Here is a 19,704-nt window from a genome sequence, read left to right as displayed (position 1 = left end):
ACCAGTAACATTAACGCGCTTTAATCATACCAGTTGTGTTGGGTACGCGCGGGTTAAAGCGATGCGGTTGAGTGATTTGAATAAGAGCCAGCGCACTTTGATGCGGAGTGCAGCCGTCCTTCTGATAGGCGGTCTGGCGACAGGTTGCAGTTCCAGCGTGGCGCGCTTCGGCGGCGTCGACGACATTTTCACCGCCACCACGAATCAGCGCCAGATCATTCCGCCGGCCAGCCAGCCTTATCCGGCGGAACAGACGGCCCAGGTCGACACTTCGGCCGCCAATCGCGGCGCGGTGCAACCGGCCAACGTCTCAAGCGGTCCGATCGGGCGCTCCGCACTTGCACCGGTCGCTGGAACGCAGGTCGCGAGCGCCGATCAGCGCCCGGCCATGGCGCCGGTTCTGGAGCCGGCGCGCAACGCCGCCCCGGCTCTCGCTCCTGCGGCTTCCGCCCGGATCGACAGCACCGCCACTGGCGCTGTCATGCAGGCGGAACCCGCCGTTCATGCGGCCGGCGAAGAGATCAAGGGATGGTCGCGGGCAGGCGGCAGCCAGATCACCGCCAAGGAAGGCGAGACGGTCTACAATCTGTCGCGGCGCTTCGGCGTTCCTGCCGACGTCATCATGAAGGCCAACGGCCTCAACCAGCAGGCCGGCCTGCAGGCCGGCCAGAAGATCATCATCCCGACCTACGTCTACTCCGACAAGGCCGGCGTTTCGGCGCCTGACAACAATCCGAAGGTCGCCGAAGCCAAGTCATCGCGCGGCACCAAGAGCGATGTGCCGGCAAACCAGGTACCTGCCGGAGCGCCGGGCGAAAAGGTAGCCATGCTGCCACAGCCGCCGAAGGTCAGGGAAGCCGAGGCGACACAGCCGTCCACCGCTGCCACGCCCAATGCCAAGACCGCCGGTGCGCCGGGCACCTACAAGGTCCAGGAAGGCGACACGCTTTCCCGCATCGCCAAGAAGACTGGCGCCAGCGTCGGCGCCCTGAAGCAGGCCAACAATCTGCAGGACGGGTTGATCCGTGTCGGCCAGACGCTGACCGTTCCGGCCGCAGGCGCCACGCAGGTAGCAGCTGCGGCACCCGCCAAGGTCGACAAGACGACCACCGGTGCGACGAACCCGACCGCGAAAGTCGAGCCCGTCTCAGCCTACACGCCGCCCAAGAAGGCGGAAAAAGTGATCGAGCAGGCCGAGCAGGATACGGCTGCCGCACCCGACGCTACGGGCATCAGCCGCATGCGCTGGCCGGTGCGCGGACGCGTCATCTCCGGCTATGGCGCAGGCAGCGGCAAGAATGGCGACGGCATCGACATCGCCGTGCCGGAGGGCACGCCGGTCAAGGCCGCCGAAAACGGCGTCGTCATCTATGCCGGCGACGGGCTGAAGGAATTCGGCAACACCGTTCTCGTCCGCCACGAGAACGGCCTGGTTACCGTCTACGGCCATGCCAGCCAGCTGAAAGTGACGCGCGGCGAGAAGGTGAAGCGCGGCCAGGAGATCGCCACCTCAGGCATGAGCGGCACCACGGACATGCCGAAGCTGCATTTCGAGGTGCGCAAGAACTCGGCGCCGGTCGATCCGTCGACCTTCCTCGAATAATCCGTACAAGGACATCGCTATTGAAATCAGGCCGGCCAAGTCCGGCCTGATTTCGTTAGAGTTTGGCGGGAATTGCTCGGTCAGTCCTTCAATGTCTGGCCGAGGCGCCCGGCGAGATCCTGGGTGAACTGCCAGGCAACGCGGCCGGAACGGCTGCCGCGCGTCGTCGCCCACTCCAGCGCATCGGCGCGCAGAACGTCCGGCTCGATCTGCAGTCCGTGATAGCGGATGTAGCCATCGATCATGTCTAGATATTCGTCCTGCGAGCATTTGTGGAAGCCGAGCCACAGGCCAAAACGGTCCGACAGCGAGACCTTCTCCTCCACGGCTTCCGACGGATTGATGGCGGTGGAGCGCTCGTTGTCGATCATGTCGCGCGGCAACAGATGCCGCCGGTTCGACGTGGCGTAGAAGATGACGTTTGCCGGCCGGCCTTCGACCCCGCCTTCAAGTGCCGCCTTCAGTGATTTGTAGGACGTGTCGTCATGGTCGAACGAAAGATCGTCGCAGAACAGGATGAAACGGTGCGGCGCCGTCTTGAGGATGCCCATCAGCTTTGGCAGCGTGTCGATGTCCTCCCGATGAATCTCGATCAGCTTGAGCGCTTCGCTGCCCTTGCGCTCCACATTGATGGTGGAATGCACTGCCTTCACCAGCGACGACTTGCCCATGCCGCGTGCGCCCCACAGGAGGACGTTGTTGGCCGGCAGGCCGGCGGCGAACCTCTCGGTGTTGTCGACCAGGATATCGCGCACCCGGTCGACGCCGCGGATCAGGCCGATATCGACGCGATTGACGCGGTGAACAGGCTCGAGAAAGCCGGGATCGGCGGCCCAGACGAAGCAGTCGGCTGCCTCGAAATCCGTCGGCGGAGCCTCGCGCGGCGCCAGCCGCGATACGGCGGCGATCAGCCGGTCGAGTTTCTCTTCAAGGGATTCGCTCTGCTTTTTGGGCATCAATCTAAATGCGTCCTGGTCGAATGCTGTGACTAATCCGCTCTAACATGCTCAAACCAGCCGGAAAAGCGCCGCCGAATAGGCCAGCCGCAGTTGCAAAGGTGGCTTTAGCGACTATATTCCGGCCACATTTCAAGGGGGGTCGTGCGCGGCCCGCAAAATCACGTCTCAGGAGTTTTCGATGTTCGTCACGCCGGCCTATGCCCAGACCCCGGGCGCAACGCCCGACATGCTCATCAGCATTTTGCCGTTTGTCCTGATTTTTGTGATCATGTATTTTCTGATCATCCGCCCGCAACGTACTCAGTTGAAGAAGCGCGGCGAGATGCTTGCCGCAATCCGTCGTGGCGATACCGTTGTCACCGGCGGCGGTCTGATCGGCAAAGTGACGAAGGTCATCGACGACAATGAACTCGAAGTCGATCTCGGCGGCGGCAACAAGGTGACCGCGCTGCGCTCGACGATTGCCGACGTAAGGGTCAAGGGCGAACCGGTCGCCAACCAGAACGCCAAGAAATAACCGCATTCAAGGCGGAACCGGAACGGTCGGCCCTACTGAAGAGGCACAATGCTTTATTTTTCGCCCTGGAAGACGTTCTCGATCTGGTTCGTCGTTTTAATCGGCATCGTGTTCACGCTGCCGAACATGTTGCCTCAATCGGTTCTCGATTCATTGCCGAGTTGGGCGCCGAAGAAGACCATGACGCTCGGCCTCGACCTGCAGGGCGGCTCGCACATCCTGCTTCAGGTCGATAAGCAGGATCTTATCAATGAGCGCCTGCAGGCAACGCGCGACGACATCCGCACCATGCTGCGCGACGCCAAGATCGGCTACACCGGACTTTCGGGAACCGGCCGTACGGTTCAGGTGCGCATCCGCGAGGCCAACGAGGTCGACCAGGCAAAGACAGCGCTCGCTTCGCTGACACAACCGGTTGCTTCGGGTGTATTCGGCACCGGCTCCACCACGGAGCTGGAACTTGACGAGCCGGAACCCGGCCTGCTCCGCTTCACGCTGACCGAAGAGGGCGTCACCTACCGCACCAGTTCGGCCGTTACCCAGTCGATCGAGGTCATCGGCCGACGCGTCAACGAACTTGGCACCACCGAGCCAATCATTCAGCGCCAGGGCGTTGACCGCATTCTGGTCCAGGTGCCGGGCTTGCAGGATCCGCAGCGCCTTAAGGAAATTCTTGGCCAGACCGCCAAGTTGACCTTCCAGATGGTCGACCAGACCATGCCGGTGCAAGAGGCGATCGAGGGACGCCCGCCATCCGGCTCCACCGTACTTTACTCGATGGACGACCCGCCGGTGCCGTATCTCATCGAGAGCCGCGTCATTGTCTCCGGCGAAAACCTGGTGGACGCGCAGGCGACATTTGATCAACGCACCAGCGAACCGGTGGTTTCGTTCCGCTTCGACGCCAAGGGCGCCCAGCGCTTCGGCCAGGCGACGCAGCAGAATGTCGGCAAGCTTTTCGCCATCATCCTCGACAACCAGGTGATTTCGGCGCCGCAAATCCGCGAACCGATCCTTGGCGGAACCGGTCAGATTTCCGGCAATTTCACCGCCCAGAGCGCCAATGACCTGGCTGTTCTGCTGCGCGCCGGCGCCTTGCCGGCTGACCTGACCATCGTCGAAGAACGCACCGTCGGCCCGAGCCTCGGCGCAGACTCCATCGAGGCCGGCAAGTTTGCATCGCTGATCGCCGGTATTCTCGTCGTCAGCTTCATGGTTATCGCCTACGGCACGCTGGGTGTGATCGCCAACATCGCGCTTGCTGCCAACGTCGCGTTGATCATCGCCATCCTCACCGTCCTTGGCGCGACGCTCACCATGCCCGGCATCGCCGGTATCGTGCTGACGGTCGGCATGGCGGTCGATTCCAACGTCATTATTTACGAACGTGTGCGGGAAGAAAGGAGGGGCGGGCGATCGCTCGTGCAATCGCTGGATTCCGGCTTCGCCCGTGCATTGTCGACGATCGTCGATGCCAACTTCACCACTTTCATCGCCGCCATCATCCTTTTCTATCTCGGTTCCGGGCCGGTTCGCGGCTTTGCAGTGACCCTGGCGATCGGTATCGTGACGACGGTATTCACGGCGTTCACACTGACGCGCTGGCTGATCGCCGTCTGGCTGAAGCGTATGAAGCCGAAGGAACTTCCAAAAGGGCTGGTCAGATTTGTGCCGGACGACACCAGGGTTCCTTTCATGTCGTGGCGCAAGTACGCATTCGCACTCTCCGCGGCGCTGTCCATCGCGGCGATGGTGCTGTTCTTCACAGTTGAGATGAACTACGGCATCGACTTCCGCGGCGGTTCCAGCATCGAGGTGCAATCGAAGGCCGAAGCCGCCGACCCGGGCAATGTGCGCGAGCGGTTGAACGAGCTCAACCTTGGCGATGTCCAGGTGCAGGAATTCGGCTCGGCGCGGGATCTCCTGATCCGTATCGAAGGGCAGGGCGGCGGCGACAATGCCGAACAGAGCGTTGTCGAAAAGGTCAGGACGGAGCTCGCGTCCGACTATGACTTCCGCAAGGTCGAATCTGTCGGTCCCACTGTGTCGGGAGAGCTGGCATTCTACGGCACCATGGGCATTCTTGCCGCGCTGGTGGCAATGCTGATCTACATCTGGTTCCGGTTCGAGTGGCAGTTCGGTCTCGGCGCCGTCATCGCTACGGTACACGACGTCACCATGATGGTCGGGCTTTATGTCATCTCCGGACTGGAGTTCAACCTGACCAGTATCGCGGCCATCCTGACGATCGTCGGTTATTCCATCAACGATACGGTCGTCGTCTACGACCGGGTGCGCGAGGATCTGCGGCGATACAAGAAGATGCCGATCGAGCGACTGCTCGATTTGTCGATGAACCAGACATTGTCGCGAACGGTTCTGACCGGCATGACCACGCTGCTTGCCCTCGTCGCGCTCTACCTGTTCGGCGGCGAAGTCATCCGCTCGTTCACCTTCGCGATGATCTTCGGCATCCTGGTCGGCACCTATTCGTCGATCTTCGTGGCCGGGCCGCTGCTGATCCTGTTCAAGCTCCGGCCTGACAGCGTCAATGAAGGCGAGAAGACCGAGGTTCCGACGTCCGCGCAGATTTCGAAGCCCTGACGTCATGGCCGGGGGAATTGTGATCCGTGAGGCGCATTTTCCCGGCCGTCCGCCAATCGACGCTTACGGCAATGGCGGCTTCCGTTTCGCCGGTATGTCGCATCGCGGTTCGATCCTCTGTCTGCCTTCCGGCGTCTATGGTTGGGAACCGGCAGACCCGAAGGCTCTCGCCGCGGGCGACTTCGCCAAACTTCTCGCGGAGGCCGCGGGCGTGGAAATCCTGCTTGTCGGCATGGGCAAGGAGCTGAAGCCGTTGGCGGCCGATTTGCGCGCCGCCTTCAAGGAGGTGCGCATCTCGGCCGACCCGATGGCGACCGGGGCCGCCGTCAGGACTTACAACGTGCTTCTGGCGGAAGACCGTGCAGTCGCTGCCGCGCTTATCGCCGTTGAGTGACATGCCCAAGGCCGATACGCACGCAATGGAAGCCGTCCGCGCGGCTGACCACGATCGTTATCTCAGCGCGCTTTATGCTCCGGACGACAAACGCCAAAGCCTGTTCGCGCTCTATGCGTTCAACGCTGAAATCGCATCCATCCGCGACCGCATCCGCGAGCCGCTGCCGGGTGAGGTGAGGTTGCAGTGGTGGCGCGACGTGCTTGACGGTCGCACCTCGGCCGACGGTCACCCTTTGGCGGAAGATCTGCTTGAGGCGATCCGCACGCACGCTCTGCCCGTTGCTACGTTTCAGAATTACCTCGATGCCCGCATCTTCGATCTCTACGACGACCCGATGCCTTCGCGGAACGATCTGGAAGGCTATTGCGGCGAAGTCGCCTCGGCGCTGATCCTGCTTGCGTCGATGGTCCTCGATGCGTCGGCCGCGCCCAGGTTTGCCGAAGCTGCCGGCCATGCCGGCTGCGCGCAGGCGATCACCGGCCTGCTGCGCCTTTTGCCGATTCATCGGGCGCGCGGCCAATGCTATGTGCCCGGCGATATACTTGCTGCGGCCGGCGTTTCGCCGCATGAGTTTTTGACTTCAGACGGCGAAGCCGGCGCGGCGCGCGCTGTCTCGGCGATGGCGGCGCTGGCCAGGCAGCATCTTTCGGCCTTCGAAAGCCAGGCTGTGACCTTGCCCGAAACATTGCGCCCGGCCTTTCTGCCGCTCGCGCTTGCCGGCGCCTATCTCGATCGCATCGAGAAGAACCCCGCGGCGATTTTGGCCCAAACGATCGGCTTGCCCACCTGGCGTCGGCACTGGCTGATGGTACGCAAAGCATCAGTGGGTTGGCGCTAGTGGTCCAATTCCGACATTTGCATCCCGTTGGGAGCGAACGCCCAAGCAATGTCGGAATTGAAGGACCACTAGCTAAATATCTGAATCTAGTGGTCCTTTGAATTTGACATTTGATATCGAGTTCCCCCTCGAGCGGGGATGAAATGTCAAATTCGCTCCACTAGTCCTCCTTTGACGTAAACGTCAATCATGCTAGTCTCGCAATATCGCCGGTGTTCCGGCGGTGCGGGAGGAAATTATCGGGATGAGCTTGCCCATTCTTGTGGCGATGGTTGTCGTCGGCATCACTGCGGCCGTGCTTGCCGTGCATCTGACCGGCGGCAGCGCGAAGGCGAGGCTTGTCGAGCCGGATCAGGCGCGAGGCCGCTTCGCGGAGGATTTTCCGGACGAGGCGGTCCTTGCCGTTCACATCACCAGCGACGCCGAGACGGCATTTCTTGAATTGGCGGGAGGACGCATCGGCATCGTGCAGGTGCTGGGCGACAAATTCCTGACCCGTATCGTTGCGCCCAAAGATATCGCCCACATTGATGGCGCCGCAGGGGCGACAGTCTCGATAAGCCTGAGCGATTTTACCTGGGGTGGCGGCATCTTCCGCTTCCCGGACGAAGCCGCCGCAGGTGCCGTATTGCGGGCGCTTGGCACGCGCCAAGCAACCAAGAAAGCCGGAGAGCTTGCCTGATGGAAACCTATGATTTTCCGAAAGTGACGGAACTGGCGATCCCGTTTTTCGTCATCGCCATCCTGATCGAACTGTGGCTGGTTCGCACAGGCCGCGCCAAGGGCGAGTTCGAAACGCGCGATACGTTGACCAGCCTGATGATGGGGACAGGCAACGTCGTCGCCGGCATCCTGCTCGGAGTTGTCTCCTACACGGCGCTGGTCTGGGTGTGGCAGTTTCGGTTTTTCGACCTTGGCCTGTCCATCTGGGTCTTCATCGCGGCCTTCCTGCTCGATGACCTCCGCTACTACTGGTATCACCGGATCGCGCATCGCGTGCGCTGGGTCTGGGCCGAGCACGTCAACCATCATTCCAGCCAGCATTACAATCTGTCGACGGCGCTGAGGCAGAGCTGGACCGGGCTCTTCACCGGCATGTTCATCCTGCAAGTGCCGCTGGTGCTGCTCGGATTGCATCCAGCGGTGATCGCCTTCGTCTTCGGGTTCAACCTGGTCTGGCAGTTCTGGATACACACTGAAACGATCGGCAAGATGTGGGGCTGGTTCGAGTTCGTCTTCAATACGCCGTCGCACCACCGGGTGCATCACGCCACCAACCCGCGCTATCTCGATGCCAACTATGCCGGCACATTGATTATATGGGATCGCATGTTCGGCACCTTCGTGGAGGAGTTGGAAGAGGACCGGCCGCGCTATGGCATCGTGAAGAACCTCGGCACCTTCAACCCGCTGAAAGTGGCTTTCCACGAATATGTCGGCATCTCTCGAGACGTGTTTTCACCGGGCCTGACACTGCGCCAGCGCCTGAATTACCTGATCAAGCCGCCCGGCTGGAGCCATGACGGCTCGCGCGACACCTCGGAGAGCCTGAAGGCGGCCTATGTCAGGAGAAATCCAGGCGAGGCGGGCAAGCCGGGGCTGCCGACGTCTGAGAATGTTCAACCGGCAGAATAACCGCGAGGCGACGCTTCATTCGGCTGCTTCGGCCGCAGCGCCAAGTCCCAGCCATTCCCGGCAATGGGCAAGCGCGCGGCCGGTCATCGCCTTCTTCCGGGCGACGGATTTATCCTTGCCGCGGAAACGGCCCTCAAAACCTTCTGGACGCAGGTTCGTTCCCGGCTCAAGTGGCGGAAACAGCCCGAAATTGACGTTCATCGGCTGGAATGAACGTTTGCCCGGCTCGTCGTCGGAAACGATATGGCCGCCGGTGATGTGGTTGAGCAGCGCTCCGAAAGCCGTGGTGACCGGCGGCAACGACGGCTGCTTGCCAAGCCGCTCGGCGGCGGCAAAACGCCCGGCGAGCAGGCCGATGGCGGCGCTCTCGACATAACCTTCGCAGCCCGTGATCTGACCGGCAAAGCGCAGGCCTTCGCGCCCCTTGAGCTGCAGCGACGTGTCGAGCAGCGTCGGCGAATTGATGTAGGTGTTGCGGTGCAGGCCTCCCAGCCGGGCGAATTCGGCGTTCTCCAGCCCCGGGATCATCCGGAAGATGCGCACCTGCTCGCCATGCTTCAGCTTGGTCTGGAAGCCGACCATGTTGTAGAGAGTGCCCAGCGCGTTGTCCTGCCGCAGCTGCACCACCGCATAGGCCTTGACCGACGGATTATGCGCATTGGTGAGGCCCATGGGCTTCATCGGCCCGTGCCGCAGCGTTTCGACGCCCCGTTCGGCCATCACTTCGATCGGCAGGCAGCCGTCGAAATAGGGCGTGCCTTCCCATTGCTTGAATTCAGTTTTCTGGCCGTCGAGCAGGGCCTGGACGAAGGCCTCGTATTGCGGCTTGTCCATCGGGCAGTTGATATAATCCTTGCCGGTGCCGCCGGGCCCAACCTTGTCGTAGCGCGACTGGAACCAGCAGGTGTCCATGTCGATCGTCTCGAAATGCACGATTGGCGCGATCGCGTCAAAGAAGGCAAGCGCGTCGGCCCCGGTCCTTTCCGCGATTGCCTGCGCCAGGGAGGGCGCCGTCAGCGGGCCGGTTGCGATGATCGCCTGGTCCCAATCGGTGGGCGGGAGGCCGGAGACTTCTTCGCGGGCAATGGTAATCAGCGGATGCGCCTCGATCCTTGCGGTGACGGCAGCCGCGAAGCCGTCGCGGTCGACGGCGAGCGCGCCGCCCGCCGGAACCTGGTGCGCATCGCCGGATGACATGATCAGCGAGCCGGCAAGCCGCATCTCGGCATGCAGCAGACCGACGGCATTGGTCTCAGCGTCGTCGGAGCGGAAAGAATTGGAGCAGACAAGCTCGGCCAGGCTGTCGGTCTTGTGGGCGTCGGTGCCGCGCACCGGCCGCATTTCGTGCAGGACTACCGGCACGCCGGCCTGTGCTGCCTGCCATGCGGCTTCGGAGCCGGCGAGACCGCCGCCGATCACGTGAATTGGTTTTGTCGTCATGCTGGGGAAATAGGCCGTTGGCCGAGCGAAAGCAATCGGCGGGAATGTCGAGGGTAGCCCAAAACGACAACACCCGCCGCGGGAGGAGGTGCGGCGGGTGTCGTTAGGGTGGTCAGCGCTCGGGAGGAGGAGAGGCTGACCGTATTCGTCATCGCCCGGGAGGAGGTAGGCTTTGACGAAATTCTTTTCGCCATTTGAGGGTGCGAAGGCCCTTGGTTTAACAGCACCCGCCGAGGGAGGAGGTTCGGCGGGTGCCATTAGAGTGGTCAGCACTCGGGAGGAGGGGAGGGCTGACCGTATTCGTCATCGCCTGGGAGGAGGTAGGCTTTGACGAAATTCTTTTCGCCATTTTGAGGGTGCGAAGGCCCTTGGTTAACAGCACCCGCCGAGGGAGGAGGTTCGGCGGGTGCCGTTTTGTGTGGTCAGCGATCGGGAGGAGGTGAAAGCTGACCGTATCCGTCGGGACCTGGGAGGAGGTAGGTCCCGGCGGAATTCCTAGTTAGGCCGACTTGCGGGCGACGTAAGGAATGTCGCTGCGGCTGATGCCGAGGTCCGAGAGTTCGCGGTTCGACAGACGATCCAGCTCGTTGACCGTTTCACGGTAACGACGCCAGTTGCGGTAGTTGCGGATCAGGTTCATTTTCTTTGCTCGTTTCTTAATTCGATCAGATCGACTTACGCGCGACAAACGGAATGTCGCTGCGGGTGATGCCGAGATCGGTGAGTTCACGGTTCGACAGGCGGCTCAGCTCGGATACGGTGTCACGATAGCGGCGCCAGTTGCGGTAGTTGCGGATCAGGTTCATCGTCTTTCTCGTTTCGTCTTTAGTTCGTTTTTGCTTCGTCGTTTTGTGTGACCCTGAAATAGGTGCACCCGATCGGTTTTTGAAGCGCCAATGACGCATGGCAGCAATGCAATTGTGCATTGCAACATTAATCGATTTTAGGCGGTGCGGCGGAATTGCGGCTGAAAAAAAGAAAACTGCGGCAGGGTCAAAGGCTTGGGTAGATTTTCTGAGCGTCTCCACGACCCTTTGGATTCCGCGGGCGGAATTCTGGCGACAGCGTCGCGGGCTCTTCCTATACGACGAAAGTAAAAGGAAAATGCAGCCTGCCGTGAGTGAGGATTTGATCGATTCAATCGCGGACGGAGAAGAATCATGCACCGCCGGTATGCGCGGGCAATTCAAAAAGCGACTCTGTTGCCGATCGGTGAACGCAGCACTCATAATAAAAAGCAGAATGGGAGATGACGCGGCGCAGAAGTGACCGACCGGCAAACCATTCGACATTCATTATTAGGAGGAGAACGGTGCGCTTCGCCGGCGAGGACAGGGCTACTGATCCATAGGCCGTTTGCGAAGGGTTGGGGATCAGGAAATGGTGCGGATGATAGGAATAGCAAATCAATCAACGCATTGATTTAACATTCTTTTCTGGTGGTGGAGTGTACCGCCAGATAGATAATTTTGTACCGTCCGATGTACCACTGTGGGCGGCCTGAAGCCCTTGTCTCACTATTGGTCGACGCATGGATGGTCAAAGGACACGTCAACAAAGCGACCAAAACGCAAATTTCCTACAGCGCTGGTCGCTGCGGCCGCCCTGGTCGCCTATGTTCTGGCCTGTCCTGACGGCAGGCTGATCTCAATCCCCGTTCTTCGGGTTCCGCCGCCGGCCGGTTGCCGACCTTTGCTCTCTGTGTTGCCGCCGTGCCTCACCGGTGATCAGGTCAACCCGTCGATAGTCGTCAGCCATAAGCCTGTGCTTGAGCATAACCCCAAGCCTCCCGCATTATGCCAACTGTCCGGTCGAAATGGGGGCCAGTTCAGTAAGAATTCCGCGACCCCAACGTGTGACGAACGTATGGACTAAACGCCCACTAGCGTCTCCGGGCGAGGCCTCCATCTGTGTGGCAATGAGATCGTTCGTCAAATGTTCATTAGGGGCTGATTGTGGAAGGTGGCTCGCAGGGGAGCGAATTAGACACCATTGTTAGTCCAAGCGATTTGAGGTTCCATAGGTGACTAAACTACCATTGGAGCCGACACAGCGGTGGAGGGTTGTGGTGTAGGTGCGGACGAAGTCGTCCAACATGGTAATGTGAGCTACGCTGAAGGGTTCGAGTTTGCTCGTTGGAACTTCACTATCGTCGCCATCTGGCCAGGGCGTCTGATACGCCTCTTGAGAGGCTACATGAGCCAGTGTGAGTTTAGCGTTTTCTAACGAGCGAAAAAACCGCACTTCAAGGCGGATGTGTTCCCTAAATCCGGGCTCGCTAATTGAAAGGGCCGGACTTTTCCCCTTAGCACTCAAGTCGAATGCCACGCCGGTGGGGTCCGCCACATTCACCTTGTGCGTAGCCCCACTTCTTTCAGAAAAGAAAAGAAGCGTACAACGAACCAGCTCTGGCTCATAGTTGGCCACGGTCAATTCTGCGACCTCTGCAGTAGCCGTCGACGCGGGCCTGTTGACACCGAGAGACTCGAGGGGATCCGCGAGAGTAATCTCATAAGCAGGCAGGGGCGTCGTCATTAAACGAACAGGTTGTTTTTCACGGGCAATTCCAAGCAAGTCTTTCGAGTTGCCCATGAAGCCACCGCCCATGCCGCCACCGCCACCACCTATGCCGCCACTGCTCTCACCTAAGGCATTCGGTGGCATGAGGAGAAGTATCGCGTAGGCTAGCGCAATCGCACTTCTGCGCGAATTGTTCGCCAACTCTATGCCTCCGCTTGAAGCGGCGTCTCTGGCTTCTGAGGTAGAGGAGAGACCTTGCCGAACAGGGTTTCCACGATCAAACCCAGAAACGCACCTAATGCGGTCTCGATTGTTGAAAGCGAGATTTTAAGGTCATCAGCAGACTGAGCGTTTCCTCGCGCATAGTCCCAGATCGTGTATAGAACCGCCAACGAAAACGCGAGTGTGAACATAATAGAGAGTGTTGAAAAGCGGGTTGCTACCAACTTTTGGTCGATTTCGTCAGTGGTTCCCACCAACATAACTCTCGCCACTTCTCGTACGTAGGCAAGGGCGAAAATCGCCGTAATTGGCGTGAGGATTAAAACTGTTAAATGGAAGTCTTCCGGCGTTAGTCTAGGCTTCAACAGCCAGAAGCACAGGCCAATTGCCAGCAAATGAAGGCCGACGAGAGAAAAACCGATGATATCCTTTAATCGCCCTAGCCTCATCGGATCCACGTGATCAAGAACAACAATAAGGTACTAATACAACACAAAAGTTAGAATAAGTCTATGAGATGATCGGAGCAACAGAGTTCCATGTTTCCCGACTTGCAGCTCATTGCGCTTTAATGCGATCTTCAAGACGTGCAAGCAGGTCAGATGCATCAACTTGAACCAAGGGTGCGCACTTTATCACCAACGCTTTTAAGCCAATCCATGGACCTGTGGCATTTGGTGCTGCAGCAGCTTCACGTTCGGTTGCATCGGCGATGTCGGCTTTGCAAACAGCGGTCTGGGATGCGCGTTCTTCGTCACCCTTGCGTGTGGCCTCGGCGGCTTTGCTTTGTTTTTCGGCTTCCTGCTTCGCCTTTTCGGCTGCCACGACCGCGTCAAGTTGCGGCAATTCGGCGATGGCGCGGGCCACGAAATCAGCAGCGGCTTGGCACGCGTTCTGGTCGCCGCGGAGATGCTTGGCGGCATTGTCTGCAATCGTCGAAAGGCTGCTTCCGCTGATCCCGGCCAGCGCCGCCTGTGCAACGGCAGCCGGCTCCAGGCGCTCGTCCGGGGCATCGCCAAAACAATAATCCTCAATCGCCTGTGCGTATGCCCATGCCTTGATATATGGCATCTCGTCGATCTGACCGGCATACGCCGGCAGAGTGAAGGCGGCAGCGATGGCGGCCGCGGCAAGTAAAGGGCACCGGAAGGCTTGGCCTTGTGATCCTTTAGGCATTGTCCGCCAACCAAATAAAAACATCACCACGCTCGATGGCATCAAAAACTTGGTCAGAACTTGCACCCTTATAGGGTTCGTCACCTCGCTTCAGATTGACCGTACCTGTTGCAAACCACCAGCCAGACTCTGGCCAGTCAGGGTCTTGCTCCTCAGCAAGCGCTGCCTGCTGGCCAGTCTTCTCTTTGAACTCATAGAGCTTCATTTCATCTCCCGTGCTTTCCGGCAAGCAATACATCCAAATTGCAACTGACTTGGCATCACTCAATCGTTCGGCTTGTCCAATATGCTTGGATCGTTTGGCCCCCAGTCGAGTAGCGCGTCGCGGCAGAATCGCTCGTGTGCGCCAGCAGGAAGGAGGAAGTTCGCGGACCGAATACCCAGGAGGTATATTTGGTCGTGTAGGGCATCAAACCCTATCTCTGCCTTGGCCGTCTCGAACGCCTCTTTGTGAGCCTCGCGCATGCGCTCGTTGTCAATATCGCAGGCGAGGGTAACAGTGTTGAGATGAACGACCTTTTCGGCGTGACGGTTGAACGGCTTATTCGCTTCGAACAACGACTTCACAACACGAGAGGGAGAGTCGTCAGCGTGGGCGAGGCCCGCCGTCAATGAGGCCGCGAGCATTGCGGCCGGGATGAACAGTTTCTTCAATTTAGTAAGACCCCCAGTTAGTGGCTGCCGATGTGACGGGAGCGCAGTCCGGTGACAGAGAGAGCACGTAGGCGGCTTCAGGTACGCTGTAGGCGAGTTTTTCGACCTTCTTGTCTTTTTCCGTTTCCAATTTTTTCCCGTTTAGCGAAAGCCCTCACCTTATATCAAGCAGCGCTCCGGTGGGGGTAGAGGGTGGGGTCGGTTTTTCTCCGTCTAAAAAGAGCCTGCCAATATATGACCCTGCACCCAGTGTTACCCCCGGGCGGGGGGTCAGGAGCAAGTTCTCACCTCGCCCGCCTTGACCATCTTTTGCCAGTCCGGCCCAAGTGTGTCGCGTGCTGACACGGCCTGCGAAGCCCCCGGTTGGGTATCCTTGAACATCCGGACGGCAAGTGCTTGGTGGTGTCCGCCTGAAACAATGGACGGCCCCGGGATATACCGGGTGTTGGATTGGAATGTCCCGTAGTTGCCGTAAACTGAGGCGGTTCCTGTGGTCTGGTAACTGCCTGGTAGCTGGCTGACGCTCACGTCGTTACTCGCCACAGCATCGGCGATGATATAGCGGTCATACCCAGCTTTGAGCGTTTCAATTGCAGCTTGTTTCTGCGCCACCTTCGCAGCGCCGATACCGCCACAAACTGGCGCGGCGGATGACTGAATGATCGCGGTGTCGGCGGACGTGCGTATGGTGCTACTCGCCGCGCACGCCGTTAGCAACGATGACAGCGCCATCGCTCCGATAATTTCGGCCTTCATTGTACCCCCCATTGCCCAAGCCGTTGTCAATCAACGCGGCGGCGAGCGCCCTGTCAAATACATTTGCAAGAACAGGCTAAGAGGAGAAGGTTGGGTAGGGCTGCTGCGATCACGCCTTAATGATCGCCTGAACTGTCGCCGTGCTGTACCCGACAGCCGCCGCAATCGCCCTCAACGAGCCGCCTTCGGCCCGCATGTCGCGCACCTTCTGCTCCACCGCATTGGTCACCGTCTTGGGACGGCCCCATGTGGGCCCCCCCTCGGCTCTGCGCTTGGCAATGCCTTCCATCTGGCGTTCCTTCCGCAGTGCTGTCTCAAACTCGGCGATGCTGGCGAGGATACCGAACAACAGCTTGCCGTGCGGCTTGGTAGTGTCGAGCGAGGGGTCGTTCAGCACCTTGAACTCGACACCTCGCTTGGTCAGTTCTTCAACGATCTGGTGGAGGTGCGCCGCTGATCTGGCCAACCGGTCGACCTTGGTCACAACGAGAATGTCCCCCTTGCGAACGAACCGCAGCGCCTCAGCTAACTTCGGCCTGTCCTTGTCCAGTCCTGACAGCCGATCTTGGAAGATCGTGTCGTCTGTAGCCCCGGCAGCCTTAAGCAGGTCAATCTGAACTGCGGTGTTCTGGTCGGTCGTGCTAACCCGAGCGTATCCCACGATTGCCATGATGTGAACTATCCCCTGAGACCAATGTTCACATGACTTATCTCACGCTAAGTTCACATGTCAACGGCAATGTGAGAAAAGGATTACCTTAGTTCACAGAGACGAGAGCAGCTTGGTAGGGCTAGTGGTGGTGGTTTGGGACAGCGGGCCAGCGATGAGCCGCTTCGTAGAGCCAGTGGGGTGGTTTGGGACAGTCCCGCAAGGCCCTCGGCTCAGGACCGCCTCGCCCTACTCGCCGCCACCGGCCTTCAACGACGTCAGCTCATATTCGTGATATTATGGCTCCTACTTTGAGAGGAGTACGGCCCCATGAAATCGCAAATCGTGTCATGCGCCATGCTTACCTTGGCGCTCAGCGTCTCCTGTGCTTTAGCCGAAGAGATCAAGCCGATCAAAGGGCCTGGATTTGTCACAAAGGATACTGCCGTCGCCAGCAAGATCATTGGAAACGGCCTCATGCCGGATGGTCGGGAATGCATCGTCGGCACCACACCTGACTGCGCCGCGAAAGCGGAAGAGATCGCAAGCAAGATCATTGGAAATGGCTTCATGCCGGACGGTCGGGAGTGCATCGTCGGAACCACGCCGGACTGCGCCGCCAAAACCAAAGCGATCGCCAGCAAGGCCACTGGGAAAACCGTCGCAGCCGCCAAATAGAGCGCATCGGCGGGTTGTCGTCACTCAATCTCTGCGGTTGCGTTAGGAGCCGCCGCCGGAAGCCTCTTGGCGAGGCGTGCCAAGGTTGAACGCGAGCAGCCCGTGGCCAGCGCAATCCGGCTCCAACTCCGTCCGGTACGGAGCATGCCAAGATGGCATCGTTCAGCTTGGCGTCCTCATCAGGGCGGCCTTTCATGCGCCCCTCAGCCTGTGCCTTCGTGCCTTCGCGATGCCCTGCGCTTGTCGCCGTCTGCGGTCCTCATCGTCCTTGCGGGCGATAGCCGCGAGCATCGAGGAGCATACCCAAATGAAATCGGGCTTAGTACCGCCGCCGGAGTCTTGGGTAAGCACGAATTGGCTGCTGTGGGTCACGCATCACCACGATATTCTGCAACGGGCTTCCGTTGAGGCAGAACTGTATGAAGCTCTCTCGCGTGACCGCAGCGACGACAGTGGTTCTAGTCCCCGGCCGCAGAAGCAACTGCCAGAGGATGGGGACATTAAGGGGAAAGCCCGCGACGTGAAACTTTTCATCGCCGAAATCCATGAAAACGGGGCATTGGCGGGGCGTCCAGCGCTGGAATATCCCAGCATCTCCAGTGAAGGGGTCTAGGTACAAAGGGTTGTCTTTGACTATGAGTGCCTCGGTGACGGCACGACGAAATGCGCCCAGATCACGTTTGTAGCGCAAGCCATCCACGACCCACACCATGGGTCGATAGAAGCCCTCACGGGACACACGTTCTTCGAGGGAAATTGGTGAGAGCTGGAGTTCGATCACCCAGCCCGTGCCCGTCTTAACATCCGCAATATGACGTTCGCCATCGGCGGCGATATGCGGGACCTCTTGCCACTCCTTCGGAAACTGATCCTTCCACATGCGGTGCCATTCGGTCTCCGGTTCCCACCAATGATCACATTCGAGCTTCCCTAGGTGAGACCAATGCCAAATCCGCTGTTGTCCGCACTTGGCGACCATCTCTCGGTCGCAGTTCACGCAGACTCCACGCAGCTTCGGCTGGGCTTCCTGCCGAACTCCGTTGACCAATGCGTATCTCATTTTCATGTGCTTCGCATGTTCGATTGCCAACGTCGGACCAGCGCGGTCGGCCTTCGATTTTGAGCCTCCAAACGTTAATCAAGTAGAGGACAGACGATGATCCGGTCAGGGCCTAACTAGGATTGGGCGTTGATCTCGCTAACGGCGTTACCCCCCACTGGGGAGATCGCGCGAGCACCTTATCTGATCCCCCGCTCGGAGATTTCTTCCAAACATTCCGGCACGCCCCAATCGACAGTCGCTTCAAGGTCCGCTTTGTGGCGTCTTCTGGCTTGGGTTCAGGCGTCGATGTCACGAGTAATCACGTCCCTCAAAACCAGAACCGACGCTGCATCCGCTCAGGGTTCGGGGCCTGCTTTGGCATTGCTCCAGGCCGCGCCTTTGCCATCTGGTCAAGCTGGTCACTGAGGTGCGCGTTCAGCACAATCACCTCCTTAAGGGCTCTCCTGACGTTGCCGTCGTACAAGGCAATGAAGCGGTCTGCGGCATCGTCCAATATGGCTTCCTGTTGGCTGTTCAGTCGTACGATCTGGTCCATGATGACCCCCTGGTGCCACTGGTCCGCTCAGTGAACAAAATAAGAACAAAGGTGTCAAGAAGGCGTTGGCTGGAAGAGGGATTTGTTCCTATCCTGATCTCACTCAGACAACAGGAGAGAGCAGTGACCAGCCGACACAAACGGCCCAAACACCTTACACGCCCCGATCTCTTCGTGGTCGATGCGGAAAGGATCACCAAGACATTGATGAACTACGCGCACAATATCGACCCGGCATCGCCACACCACCATGCCGTCATGCGCGTACATGCTGCGCTGCTTGAAGCGGTGCGAGAGATAACGGGAGGGGACGCACCGTGGATGATGCCAACGCCAGCTTCGTGGGGACCTAAACGTTAGGGCCGCCCCGGATGACGCGCACCATCTGGACCCTTGGAGATGCCGTCCGCCGCTTCCCGCTGATGCGCGTCGATTGTCATTGTGGAACGTGGGGTTCTTCAGCACGGCGGATGTGATCAGCGAGGTTGGGTACGAACGATTTAAAGGCAGCCCCCCGCTTGGGGGTAGGTGGCGGGGGGTGATGCATCGTCATTCAACGTCGATGTGATCCTTGTAATCCGCCTTGACCAAGCAGCGACCTTCAGAATCGTCTTCGACGCAGGTGGAGGTCGAGGCTCTGGACCTGCACGTGATATGCGCCGACATCGCTGCCGGCGGAACACTTCCCATAGCCGGGCTGCGGTAGCCGCACACGGGGTGGCCGCCTTGTTGATTAGCCGCAATTGCCTTCGCCCTTTCGATAATGCGCAAAGATCGTCCTGTTTCCGTTATGGGTACTGTCGCTGTCTTACTTGCTAAATCTCATGTGTAACGATTCAAAACGTGGATTATTCGTGAATTTCTCGCTTTAATTTTTACGATGTATATTTTGCAAGGCGATGACCGATACTTTGAATGAAAATTGACATGCCTGAACTAGATTGTTACGCTTTAGCATCGAGACACGGCTTCTAATTGACACCATAGTGTTCATCAGAGAGGCGTAGTTTGTTTCGTCGCGAGGATTGAGGAGGATCTGTTCATGCGGCCCAATCCAATTTTAATTATGCTGAGTTCTTTTGCCGCATCAGCTGCCTCAACGGCCTTCGCTCAGAGCCCGTCCCGAAATTTCGGAGCGTGGCTTTGCTGGCAGACGCTCATGGTTGTGAGGGGCGTGGCTTAAGGATTGATGTGATTCGGACGTTTAATCCCAAGCGACCTTGGTCTGGGACCGCTTCGGAAAATTTGTATCACATCTTTTCGTATCCTGCCAAATCGAGAAACGGCCATTTTGCTGTGGTTATGTCATTGTAGTTCAATGTGTTAGTGGGTTCGTGTGAATCTACATCCACACCGACATGGGCTCAATTTGGATCGCGCCAAGGGGGGTTGAGCAGCTGGCGCGGTCGTGATTCCAACGGGTTGTCGAAGCCTGATTGGAGAGACCTGATGTGGACG

At 59.1% G+C, this 19,704-nt stretch carries 21 protein-coding genes and 1 pseudogene; 8 read left to right on the top strand and 14 right to left on the bottom strand.

Going from position 1 to position 19,704, the window contains the following annotated elements; translation table 11 throughout:
* Positions 1 to 61: 61 nt before the first annotated feature.
* On the top strand, positions 62 to 1,603 hold the full coding sequence (locus F3H98_RS00110; protein WP_149757047.1) for a LysM peptidoglycan-binding domain-containing M23 family metallopeptidase: 1,542 nt from the start codon (positions 62 to 64) through the stop codon (positions 1,601 to 1,603).
* Between the two features lie 80 nt (positions 1,604 to 1,683).
* Here F3H98_RS00110 and F3H98_RS00105 read toward each other — a convergent pair whose 3' ends face one another.
* Complete coding sequence (locus F3H98_RS00105) at positions 1,684 to 2,559, bottom strand: ATP-binding protein (protein ID WP_149757044.1); 876 nt, start codon at positions 2,557 to 2,559, stop codon at positions 1,684 to 1,686.
* Between the two features lie 181 nt (positions 2,560 to 2,740).
* Here F3H98_RS00105 and yajC point away from each other — a divergent pair, with 181 nt between their 5' ends.
* The 6 genes from yajC (at position 2,741) to F3H98_RS00075 (ending at position 8,553) form a co-directional block, all read left to right on the top strand.
* A complete protein-coding gene (gene yajC, locus F3H98_RS00100) occupies positions 2,741 to 3,079 on the top strand; it encodes a preprotein translocase subunit YajC (protein WP_149757042.1) in 339 nt (112 codons plus the stop codon).
* A gap of 48 nt (positions 3,080 to 3,127) precedes the next feature.
* A complete protein-coding gene (secDF, locus tag F3H98_RS00095; RefSeq protein WP_149757040.1) occupies positions 3,128 to 5,683 on the top strand; it encodes a protein translocase subunit SecDF in 2,556 nt (851 codons plus the stop codon).
* 4 nt (positions 5,684 to 5,687) lie between these two features.
* A complete protein-coding gene (locus F3H98_RS00090; protein ID WP_149757038.1) occupies positions 5,688 to 6,077 on the top strand; it encodes an Mth938-like domain-containing protein in 390 nt (129 codons plus the stop codon).
* A 25-nt stretch (positions 6,078 to 6,102) separates the two neighbouring features.
* Positions 6,103 to 6,918, top strand: coding sequence for a phytoene/squalene synthase family protein (locus F3H98_RS00085; RefSeq protein WP_149757036.1), 816 nt, complete (start codon positions 6,103 to 6,105; stop codon positions 6,916 to 6,918).
* 244 nt (positions 6,919 to 7,162) lie between these two features.
* The gene (locus F3H98_RS00080) at positions 7,163 to 7,600 is read left to right on the top strand and encodes a hypothetical protein (protein WP_149757034.1); all 438 of its coding nucleotides are present in this window, start codon (positions 7,163 to 7,165) and stop codon (positions 7,598 to 7,600) included.
* Positions 7,600 to 8,553, top strand: coding sequence for a sterol desaturase family protein (locus tag F3H98_RS00075; protein ID WP_188130288.1), 954 nt, complete (start codon positions 7,600 to 7,602; stop codon positions 8,551 to 8,553). Before F3H98_RS00080 ends, F3H98_RS00075 begins: the two co-directional genes overlap by 1 nt.
* Before the next feature lie 15 nt (positions 8,554 to 8,568).
* Here the strand turns inward: F3H98_RS00075 and trmFO are convergent, their stop codons facing one another.
* From trmFO to F3H98_RS00025, 10 genes are all read right to left on the bottom strand, one after another.
* A complete protein-coding gene (gene trmFO, locus F3H98_RS00070) occupies positions 8,569 to 9,993 on the bottom strand; it encodes a methylenetetrahydrofolate--tRNA-(uracil(54)-C(5))-methyltransferase (FADH(2)-oxidizing) TrmFO (protein ID WP_149757030.1) in 1,425 nt (474 codons plus the stop codon).
* 499 nt (positions 9,994 to 10,492) lie between these two features.
* A complete protein-coding gene (locus F3H98_RS00065; RefSeq protein ID WP_149757028.1) occupies positions 10,493 to 10,633 on the bottom strand; it encodes a DUF1127 domain-containing protein in 141 nt (46 codons plus the stop codon).
* Between the two features lie 25 nt (positions 10,634 to 10,658).
* A complete protein-coding gene (locus F3H98_RS00060) occupies positions 10,659 to 10,799 on the bottom strand; it encodes a DUF1127 domain-containing protein (RefSeq protein ID WP_149758296.1) in 141 nt (46 codons plus the stop codon).
* Positions 10,800 to 11,988: 1,189 nt separating this feature from the next.
* Positions 11,989 to 12,714 (bottom strand): hypothetical protein, encoded by a 726-nt coding sequence (locus F3H98_RS00055; RefSeq protein WP_149757026.1) that lies wholly within the window; start codon positions 12,712 to 12,714, stop codon positions 11,989 to 11,991.
* A gap of 2 nt (positions 12,715 to 12,716) precedes the next feature.
* Complete coding sequence (locus F3H98_RS00050) at positions 12,717 to 13,193, bottom strand: hypothetical protein (RefSeq protein ID WP_188130287.1); 477 nt, start codon at positions 13,191 to 13,193, stop codon at positions 12,717 to 12,719.
* Positions 13,194 to 13,293: 100 nt separating this feature from the next.
* Positions 13,294 to 13,935, bottom strand: coding sequence for a hypothetical protein (locus F3H98_RS00045; RefSeq protein WP_149757022.1), 642 nt, complete (start codon positions 13,933 to 13,935; stop codon positions 13,294 to 13,296).
* Positions 13,904 to 14,116 carry a hypothetical protein gene (locus F3H98_RS00040; RefSeq protein ID WP_149757020.1) on the bottom strand — a complete coding sequence of 71 codons (213 nt, stop codon included), beginning with the start codon at positions 14,114 to 14,116 and terminating at the stop codon, positions 13,904 to 13,906. The genes F3H98_RS00045 and F3H98_RS00040 overlap by 32 nt, the downstream gene beginning before the upstream one ends.
* A 59-nt stretch (positions 14,117 to 14,175) precedes the next feature.
* The gene (locus tag F3H98_RS00035; protein WP_149757019.1) at positions 14,176 to 14,565 is read right to left on the bottom strand and encodes a hypothetical protein; all 390 of its coding nucleotides are present in this window, start codon (positions 14,563 to 14,565) and stop codon (positions 14,176 to 14,178) included.
* Between the two features lie 270 nt (positions 14,566 to 14,835).
* On the bottom strand, positions 14,836 to 15,321 hold the full coding sequence (locus F3H98_RS00030; protein ID WP_149757018.1) for a hypothetical protein: 486 nt from the start codon (positions 15,319 to 15,321) through the stop codon (positions 14,836 to 14,838).
* Positions 15,322 to 15,430: 109 nt separating this feature from the next.
* Positions 15,431 to 15,991: a recombinase family protein gene (locus F3H98_RS00025; RefSeq protein WP_149757017.1), complete on the bottom strand. Its 561-nt coding sequence runs from the start codon at positions 15,989 to 15,991 to the stop codon at positions 15,431 to 15,433.
* Positions 15,992 to 16,300: 309 nt separating this feature from the next.
* Here F3H98_RS00025 and F3H98_RS00020 point away from each other — a divergent pair, with 309 nt between their 5' ends.
* Positions 16,301 to 16,648 (top strand): hypothetical protein, encoded by a 348-nt coding sequence (locus F3H98_RS00020; protein WP_149757016.1) that lies wholly within the window; start codon positions 16,301 to 16,303, stop codon positions 16,646 to 16,648.
* Positions 16,649 to 16,668: 20 nt separating this feature from the next.
* Here F3H98_RS00020 and F3H98_RS31665 read toward each other — a convergent pair.
* The 3 genes and pseudogenes from F3H98_RS31665 to F3H98_RS00005 form a co-directional block, all read right to left on the bottom strand.
* A pseudogene (locus F3H98_RS31665) lies at positions 16,669 to 16,939 on the bottom strand (recombinase family protein); the annotation flags it as partial.
* A gap of 28 nt (positions 16,940 to 16,967) precedes the next feature.
* The gene (locus F3H98_RS00010) at positions 16,968 to 17,714 is read right to left on the bottom strand and encodes a competence protein CoiA (RefSeq protein WP_210249647.1); all 747 of its coding nucleotides are present in this window, start codon (positions 17,712 to 17,714) and stop codon (positions 16,968 to 16,970) included.
* Positions 17,715 to 18,018: 304 nt separating this feature from the next.
* On the bottom strand, positions 18,019 to 18,246 hold the full coding sequence (locus F3H98_RS00005) for a hypothetical protein (RefSeq protein WP_149757015.1): 228 nt from the start codon (positions 18,244 to 18,246) through the stop codon (positions 18,019 to 18,021).
* Between the last annotated feature and the right edge of the window lie 1,458 nt (positions 18,247 to 19,704).

This window comes from Neomesorhizobium albiziae (genome assembly GCF_900114255.1).
Taxonomy (GTDB): Bacteria; Pseudomonadota; Alphaproteobacteria; order Rhizobiales; family Rhizobiaceae; genus Neomesorhizobium; species Neomesorhizobium albiziae.
The sequence above is the reverse complement of the archived record's forward strand: the minus strand, read 5'-3'. Positions and strand labels throughout refer to the sequence as shown.